This window comes from Bradyrhizobium sp. 23 (assembly GCF_023073295.1).
GTDB lineage: Bacteria > Pseudomonadota > Alphaproteobacteria > Rhizobiales > Xanthobacteraceae > Bradyrhizobium > Bradyrhizobium canariense_D.
Map to the genome: position 1 here is coordinate 19,150 of NZ_JADPJF010000048.1, position 7,948 is coordinate 27,097.

At 60.6% G+C, this 7,948-nt stretch carries 9 protein-coding genes and 2 pseudogenes; 10 read left to right on the forward strand and 1 reads right to left on the reverse strand.

Annotated features, from left to right (window positions below; translation table 11 throughout):
• The first annotated feature begins 159 nt into the window (after window positions 1-159).
• The 8 genes and pseudogenes from IVB32_RS12830 to IVB32_RS12865 form a co-directional block, all read left to right on the forward strand.
• Window positions 160-561 carry a response regulator gene (locus tag IVB32_RS12830; RefSeq protein WP_247368839.1) on the forward strand — a complete coding sequence of 134 codons (402 nt, stop codon included), beginning with the start codon at window positions 160-162 and terminating at the stop codon, window positions 559-561.
• 91 nt (window positions 562-652) lie between these two features.
• Complete coding sequence (locus tag IVB32_RS12835; protein WP_247368842.1) at window positions 653-1,441, forward strand: alpha/beta hydrolase; 789 nt, start codon at window positions 653-655, stop codon at window positions 1,439-1,441.
• A complete protein-coding gene (locus tag IVB32_RS12840; RefSeq protein ID WP_247368843.1) occupies window positions 1,442-2,602 on the forward strand; it encodes a PAS domain-containing sensor histidine kinase in 1,161 nt (386 codons plus the stop codon).
• Between the two features lie 186 nt (window positions 2,603-2,788).
• Window positions 2,789-3,139: a hypothetical protein gene (locus tag IVB32_RS12845; RefSeq protein WP_247410494.1), complete on the forward strand. Its 351-nt coding sequence runs from the start codon at window positions 2,789-2,791 to the stop codon at window positions 3,137-3,139.
• A gap of 153 nt (window positions 3,140-3,292) precedes the next feature.
• Window positions 3,293-3,493 (forward strand): hypothetical protein, encoded by a 201-nt coding sequence (locus IVB32_RS12850; protein ID WP_247368845.1) that lies wholly within the window; start codon window positions 3,293-3,295, stop codon window positions 3,491-3,493.
• Between the two features lie 31 nt (window positions 3,494-3,524).
• Window positions 3,525-3,719 (forward strand): hypothetical protein, encoded by a 195-nt coding sequence (locus IVB32_RS12855; RefSeq protein WP_247368847.1) that lies wholly within the window; start codon window positions 3,525-3,527, stop codon window positions 3,717-3,719.
• A gap of 361 nt (window positions 3,720-4,080) precedes the next feature.
• Window positions 4,081-4,965, forward strand: a pseudogene (locus tag IVB32_RS12860) (PAS domain S-box protein); the annotation flags it as partial.
• Window positions 4,955-5,716: pseudogene (locus IVB32_RS12865) on the forward strand (ATPase domain-containing protein); the annotation flags it as partial. The pseudogenes IVB32_RS12860 and IVB32_RS12865, both read left to right, overlap by 11 nt.
• 437 nt (window positions 5,717-6,153) lie before the next feature.
• On the opposite strand, the gene IVB32_RS12870 reads toward IVB32_RS12865, so the two are convergent.
• Window positions 6,154-6,306: a hypothetical protein gene (locus IVB32_RS12870; RefSeq protein WP_247368849.1), complete on the reverse strand. Its 153-nt coding sequence runs from the start codon at window positions 6,304-6,306 to the stop codon at window positions 6,154-6,156.
• Window positions 6,307-6,370: 64 nt separating this feature from the next.
• On the opposite strand from IVB32_RS12870, the gene IVB32_RS12875 reads away from it, so the two are divergent.
• Complete coding sequence (locus IVB32_RS12875) at window positions 6,371-6,673, forward strand: hypothetical protein (protein ID WP_247410483.1); 303 nt, start codon at window positions 6,371-6,373, stop codon at window positions 6,671-6,673.
• 1,088 nt (window positions 6,674-7,761) lie between these two features.
• Window positions 7,762-7,948, forward strand: a 187-nt coding sequence (locus IVB32_RS12880; protein WP_247410486.1) for a hypothetical protein, incomplete at its 3' end; no start/stop codon positions are given.

Genomic DNA, 7,948 nt, shown 5'->3' on the forward strand with positions numbered 1-7,948 from the left:
CGGCTGGCACCATCGGCGAAGTCTGCGCCAACATTTTCGCTGATTCCTTGCTGAGCGCGACCCGGCGAGAAAAAGTGAACGCTTCCTCCTGTTCTACGTTGAGGCGGGTGACCTGCGTCATCGGGGTGCGGATGCCATTTTGACAGGAGATGCGAGACGATGCACCTGAGCAACTCCCACAACGGCGCAGAAAGATCGACCATTCTTCTGGTTGAGGATGAAGCTCTTCGCCGCGAGATGCTGGAAGAGACCTTGATCGAGGCCGGTTACAAGGTTGTTAGTGCCGCATCGGGCGAAGAGGCCGCCCATTTGCTCATCAGAACGCCCCCTCCGCGAGCTGTGGTCACTGACATCAATCTCGGCCGCGCCAGGATGGATGGATGGGGGCTGGCTCGCCTCGCACGCGAGAACGACCCAAGCTGCGGGATCCTGTACGTCTCCGCCGATAGCGCCCACCGATGGGCCTCCAATGGCGTGCCCCGCAGCATCCTCCTGCCCAAACCGTTCGCGCCGGCGCAATTGGTCCAGACTTTGTCGGATCTTCTCATCCGAACGGCATAGCTGCCGGGCGCCGGAAAAGGGATGCATCGGGGTTCAGTTCACCCTAGGTTTGTCGAAACGATAAGAACTGTCTCACGCTCAGAGGTGCCAAGTGTCGGTTGAGTTCCGCAACAACGTGCAAGTCCGCGGCCGCGGCGAGCGTGCGATGATGTTCGCTCATGGGTTCGGGTGCGATCAGAACATGTGGCGCTTCGTCACTCCGGCCTTCGAGTCAGATTTCAGCACGGTGCTGTTCGATCACGTCGGGGCGGGCCGGTCGGACCTCACGGCCTACGATCGCCAGAAGTATTCCAAATTGTCCGGCTATGCCGACGATGTCGTCGAGATTGGCCACGCGCTCGGGCTGAAGGGCGCGGTCTTCGTGGGGCATTCCGTCAGCGCGATGATCGGAGTTCTCGCTGCGATCAAGGATCCGACATTGTTCGAGAGCCTTATCCTTGTCGGCCCCTCGGCGCGCTACATCGACGATGGCGACTATCTCGGCGGTTTCAGCGCTCAACAGATCGAGGAGCTTCTTTCCTTTCTTGAAGAGAACCACATGGGGTGGTCGGCGCAGATGGCGCCCGCCATCATGGGCAATCCCGATCGTCCCGAACTCGGCGAGGAGCTGACCAACAGCTTCTGCCGTACTGATCCCGCGATCGCCAAGGAGTTCGCCCGGGTCACGTTCCTCTCCGACAATCGCGCGGACCTGGACAAGGTCAACGCTCGCACGCTGATCCTCCAGTGCAGCGAAGACATCATCGCCGGGCAGCAGGTGGGTGCGTACGTGCAGCGCAACATCCCGAACAGCAAAATGGTGGTGCTGAAAGCAACCGGTCATTGTCCCAACCTGAGCGCGCCCGACGAAGTCGTCGCCGCAATTCGAGATTTCGTCTGAGTGAACAACAATTATCCCACCGATAGCGATTTCGAAGACCTCTACGAAAACGCGCCATGCGGGTACCTCTCCGTTCGTCCGGATGGTCGCATCGACCGTGCCAATCGAACGCTGGCGGGCTGGATGGGCTACCAGCCCGACGACCTTCCCGGGATGCGACTGAGCGAGCTGCTCAACATGGCGGGACGGATATTCCTGGAGACCCATGTGGCGCCGCTGCTGCGGATGCAGGGCTTCTTCGACGAGTTCGCCCTCGATCTTCTCACCAAGAGCGGGGCACGGCTTCCGGCGATCGCCAACGCCCGTGAGCGGCGCACCGACGCGGACGCGCTCCTGTTCACGCGCCTGACGATCATGCGGGCCACGGACCGGCGCCGCTATGAGCGCGAACTCATCGACGCCCGGAAGGAAAGCGATGAGCTCAAGTCGGCGCTGGAAGAGCGTCTGCAGCAGGAGCGCGCAAACGCGGAGTTGCGTGAGCAGTTCATCGCCGTGCTCGGCCACGACCTGCGCAACCCTCTCGCATCCATTGCGGCCGGTGCACGGCTGATGCTCAAGGCCAAGACGCCGGAAGACGCGCTACGGCTCGAGGCCATGATGCAGAGCAGCGTCGGCCGAATGGCCAAGATGATCGAGAGCGTCATGGACTTGGCACGAGGCCGCCTTGGCGGAGGCATCTCACTATCCAAGTCAATTACGGCGATTGAACCCGTGCTTGACCAGGTCGTCGCCGAATTGACGGCGGCCCATCCGGAGCGCCGCATCGAAGCCAGCTTCGAGGTCGAGACACCGGTCTTCTGCGATCCGGCCCGTATCGCCCAGTTGTTCTCGAACCTGCTCGGGAACGCAATCAGCCACGGCGCGCCGGATCAGCCCGTGCGGGTCGAAGCTACCGCCAAAGCAGAGATGTTCGAGCTCTCGGTGGCCAATGGAGGTGCGGCTATTCCGGAGGAGGCGCGGACGCGCCTGTTTCAGCCGTTCTACCGAGGAAAGACGCACGGTCCTTCGCAAGGACTGGGACTTGGCTTGTACATCGCGGCGGAAATTGCCAAGGCGCATGGCGGCTCGATTGAGGTCGCGTCGTCCGAGACAGAGACCAGGTTCACGATGCGAATGCCCCTGGAAGGCGATGGGTCGCTCCGGCCGCATTCCGCTCCATAGAGCAAGCAGCACGCGGCGGATATTGCCCATACATATGATCAAGGCATGACGGCGAGTCCTCGGCGACAATCCGCGTGCATCGAGCGTTAGGAACGTATGCTGGCTTCTCGGCATCCTACTCTGGAATTCGTATGCTGCCTTTCAAATGAACGAGTGATTGTCGTGACTGGTTTTCATTACCTCAAGATCTTTCGGTGTCGGGCGTGCGGCGCTTTCTACCGAAGCTGCCAAGAGGCGAGACGGAAAAAAGGGGTGCGCCTGCTCCGGGGCTGGCTCACCCCACAGCAGCGATTGCAGTTTGACCGGAAAGGCTATTTCGAAGTGCTCGGGTCCGACACGGGTACCCGCTACCGCATCCGTCATGGCACATCGGCCAATGTGCGCGAGGTCGATGCATCCGGTCGGCTAGGAATGGGATGGTGCTTTGTACCAGTTGGTGAGCTGGTCGAAGGAGACGTGATGCTAGTCCAAAAGATAGCCCTGGAGACGAACGAACTTGAGACGCTGGCCTTCGCCAAAAACTTCTATGGATGGTGACGTCGGCCGTCTGAGGCGCTCCATTCGCCTTCGTTTTGCCAATCGTGGAGCGACTAGGTTCCGTGTTCACTTGTGTACAAAGTGTCTCATCCTTAAATTACGGCTGCAGCAAGCAAGGATCGCGCTACCCGCCAACAGCAGGAGTTGCGCCATTTGGCTTATAGCAAACCCTTCGATATCGCCATCATAGGGGCTGGCGCAACAAAGCTGTCGGTCGTCGCTTTCGATCTGGAAAATGCGGAGGAGGCGTGCGCGGTGGGGAAGCGGATGGCCGAGACGACTGGGCGAACTGTCACCGTTCGGAATGCAGAAGGCGAGGTCCTCGGCATTTTTCCGGGCGCCAATAAGAACTAGGAACGGCCAACGGCGCTCGGGATTTGCGTACATGCCGACGTTCTTGTTCGACTTCACTGATGAGGCGGTGCCCCTCAAAGATGGGAACAGTGGTGGCTTGATCAAAGCCGACAGCCGTGAGCAGCAGATCGTTCAGGGAAGCGAGCCAGCGAACACCCAAAACGACGCGATCAGCAGCAGAACCGAACTAATCGATCACGGCACCCGGCCAGCCTCAAAGCCTTAGACTTCCTTTCCGCCCTCTCGCCCGATCACGGCGAGAGGGCCAAAGCCTCCCGGGGTTTATCTCAGAACCCTGCCGCAAGCCGTTGCGCCAACGGGCAGACCGGCCCGTGCGCCTCAAGACCGCGGAGCGTCCCAGGCGCAAGGCGTCGGACGATCGACTGATCTCACTCTGGAGCTCTAAGACGCCCTCAAGTCGTCGCTTCCCGACAACCATCGGGAGCGTTCTGTCTGCTGGGAACACCCCGCTCCAAACCACGCGAGGTTGCTCCTGAAGTGGGGGCAATCCTTCAACGAGAGCAAGAAGAGACGGTCGGCAGCACCGATGTGTCGCCGCAAGAAGTTCGCGGCTTGCTGGGAGGCTCATGACTGAAGACAGCGAACCTCAAAAGTCGGAAATTGCCGCGTGGCAGTGGCGGCAAATCGTCAACGGCGCGACTGATACTGCCATCATCACAACCGATCTGCAGGGGCGGGTCACCAGCTGGAACGCGGGCGCCTCGAATATCCTCGGGTGGGCTGAAGCGGAGATGATCGGCCAGTCCTTGAGCCGCGTGTTTGCGGAAGAGGATCAGGAGGCCCAGCTTGGTCGTGAAATCGCAGACGCGATGACAAAGGGCAAGGGCAGTGGCGAGGAAGGCTGGCGCCTCCGCAAGAACGGCTGCCGCTTCTGGGCTGTCGGTGAGCTCAGTCCTATCCGGGACAAATCCGGCGTCGTAGGATTCATCAAGATATTAAGGGACCGCACGGCCCAGCGCGATGCCGAAGAAGCCATCCGGGAAGAGCGCCACGCACTCGAAGTCCTCAATCGGGCCGGCTCGGCTCTGGCCGCCGAGACAGACATTCACCGTCTGGTCCAGATCGTCACCGACGCCGGCGTCGAACTGACGCGCGCGGAATTCGGGGCCTTCTTCTACAATGTGATCAACAACGCCGGCGAGAGCTACATGCTCTACACGCTCTCCGGAGCGCCCATTGAGGCATTCTCGAAATTCCCCATGCCCAGAAATACGGAGGTGTTCGCACCCACGTTCCTAGGGCAGGGCATCGTTCGTTCTGACGACATCACCAAGGATCCGCGCTACGGGAAGAACTCGCCCCGCAAAGGGATGCCTGAAGGTCACCTGCCGGTCCGAAGCTACCTCGCTGTCTCCGTCATATCCCGGACGGGTGAAGTGCTCGGCGGTCTGTTCTTCGGGCATGCTCGGACCGGCGTGTTCGATGAGCGCTCGCAGCGCGGCCTTTCGGGACTTGGGCGACTTGGTCCCGAGCGGCAATCATGAATTGGACACGCTGCTGGGTGGTGGACTTGAGCGAGGCACGAACGCTCTTTTGATCGGAGCGGCAGGCGTCGGAAAATCGTCGATCGCGCTGACTTACGCGATCGCGGCTGCCGAACGCGGCGAGCACGCCGTCATCTTTGCCTTCGATGAAGGCCAGGGCACCACGAAAGCGCGCGCCAAGACGCTCGGCCTGCCCTTGGCAGATGCCATCGAGAGCGGAAGAATTCGGATCGAACAGATCGATCCAGCGGAGCTGGCGCCTGGGGCACGTGCGCAAGGCCGTCGAGATCGACAAAGCCCGAATCATAATAATCGACAGCTTGAACGGCTATCTCAAGTCGATGCCCGACGAGCGGTTTCTTATTCTTCAGATGCAAGAACTGCTCCAGCTATCTGGAGCCAGCTTGGGGTGCTCACGATCCTGGTGCTGGCCCAGCACGGCCTTGTCGGTCCGATGGATACGCCGCTGGACATCAGCTACCTCAGCGATGCAGTCCTGATGCTGCGCTATTTCGAGTACGATGGTTCGGTCCGTCGTGCACTCTCCATTGTGAAGAATCGCAGCGGCAATCACGAGCACGCGATCCGCGAGTTCAGGTTGTCGGAAGAGGGCGTCAAGCTCGGCCCTCCGCTCAAAGGATTCAGCGGGATCTTGACAGGAACGCCCGTCTATCGTGGCGAGGAAGCTCCCCTGCTCAGCGACGGCGATGGCCGTTAACGCCACGATCGTCGATGTGCTTATCCTCGCCCGGTGGGTCGAGATGCGCTCGCGTGCGCCAAGTTGGTCGAGCAGGCAGGCCTCTCCTTTCGCGTGTGTGGCGATGTCGCCGATCTGACTGTGCAACTTCAACGCGTGGCGGACGTGGTGCTGATTGCCGAGGAGGGGCTCTATGGCAAGGCTCTCGATCCGTTGGCGGCGTGGGTGTCGGCTCAACCGCCCGGGTCGGATAATGCCGTTCGTCGTGCTCACCAACCACAACGAAGGTGCGCGGTTCAGCCAATTCCGCAGCGAGCTGGTCCGCCGGCTCCGCAACCTTGCATTTCTCGAGCGGCCGCATCTCGCTGCAGACGGCGGTCTTGACGGCGCAGCGCGGCCGCGCGCGCCAGTACGAAGCTCGCGCCTATCTGGAAGCGCAACGGCGCTCCGCTGAAGAGTTAGAGCGTCTTGTCGCGCAGCGCACCGCGGCCTTGGAAGAAGTTAACGCACTTCTCCGGGCAGAAAGCGCGGAGCGCGAGCGGGCGCAAGTGGCGCTCCTGCAATCCCAAAAGATCGAAACGATGGGCCATCTCGTCGGCGGGGTCGCGCACGACTTCAACAACCTCCTCATGGCGGTCATGGGCAATCTCGACCTGCTCACGAGACGCATAGGGGATGATCCCCGAAGCAAGCGGTTGCTGGAACGGGGCCCTCGAAGGCGCCCGCCGGGGTGCCACCCTGATGCAGCGCCTGCTCGCATTCGCGTGTCGCCACGCGATGCCGGGGATGACCGGCTGGGATCTCGCCGTCTCGTTGAGGGCGCGTGATTCTCAGCTACCGATACTGCTGGCGACCGGTTATGCGGATATCGAAGGCGAATTGCCGATAGAGCTTCCGCGGCTTGCGAAGCCGTACACACAGGAGCAGCTCTCGCTGGAGATTGCCGGGCTTTTGAAAGAGCGGAAAAATCGAGAATAAGGCCGACTAGTGCCACGAATGCACGGGCCTTGGTTGGAGGCGAGCGCAGAGGGACTAGATAGGCGCCCGCTAAGCAAATGAGCGGCCTTCGTTGTGGCCTCTTGGACGTTGCGTCCTGAACACAAGGACCAGAGCGCTAAGTAGTCGCTTGAAGCCTTGCTAAGTCTCAGCAGAAGGGCCGCTGCTCAAGAGCAGCGGCCCTGCCGGGTTTGCAATAGATTCGAAATGAAAGGTCTTAACCAGCCCCGGTTAGGCATCCTTTTCATTGCCGAATGTTCCCGCCTTTACATACTTGAATCTTGGCATATTCCTTTCCGAACCGAATTGGGCCGGCGCGGAGAATCAGGCAGGACTACAAGAAGCGGGCGGAACCGTATGCTTCGTGTGCGCGCTGAAGGCGTGCAGAGATCGCAATACCGCTCTGGTCATTGGCTGCCGCCTGCCTCGTGGCATTCAGCCTAGCGGGCGTCATTTCCATTGAAAAATGCCCGAACTGAAGGCCGCAGCACAACAACGGCCCTTCCCTTTTGGTCCTGTCTACTTGACGCTTCGCGTGGCGGTTTAGCGGAGAACAATCGGCATCGCAGCATCGCGATACGATCGACGGCTCAACGTGCTTGGATTTGAGCAGCGGACCTAACTTTAGCCCTGAAAAATCTGATTGCACTGGATGGAACACTGAGTAAAATATTGTACATCGTAGAAGCGCTCATGATGCTGGCTATAGCGGAGTATCGCCTCTATCGCTAAAGAAGGGCACATTCAGGGCCCCCCCGTGATCGTCGAGTGCGAAGACGATGACGCTGCCGTTGTCCAAGCCAAACAATATGTGGACGGCGTCGCGATACAAGTATGGGACCGCGCCCGTCGAGTAGCCGTATTGCCGTCCGTAGATTGAGGCCGGCCAAGTTTGCGGGCGGCAGCTTCTCAGATGTGGCGCTGACTTGCCGCCGTACTGCGGAACCAAATGGCGGGCCATACGTTAGGTTAGGTTCGGCGGGCCGCAGGGGCGTCCGCCCATGTTCATTTCAATAGGCGAGGCCCGCATCGGGCCGGCGCTCCTCTCGCCCCCGAGAGCCGAGCGCCTCATGTCAAACGTCGAAGAATTCCCGTTTTCCGCGCGCCAAAGGCCCACGGAGTTCGAGGCGCTGGTCGCGGCCGGCCACGCCGCGCTCGATGCCATTCCCGGCGCTGTCTATCTTTGTGACGCGGACGGATTGCTCGTCGCCTACAACACCGAGGCCGTGGAATCTTGGGGGCGAACACCTGACCCTG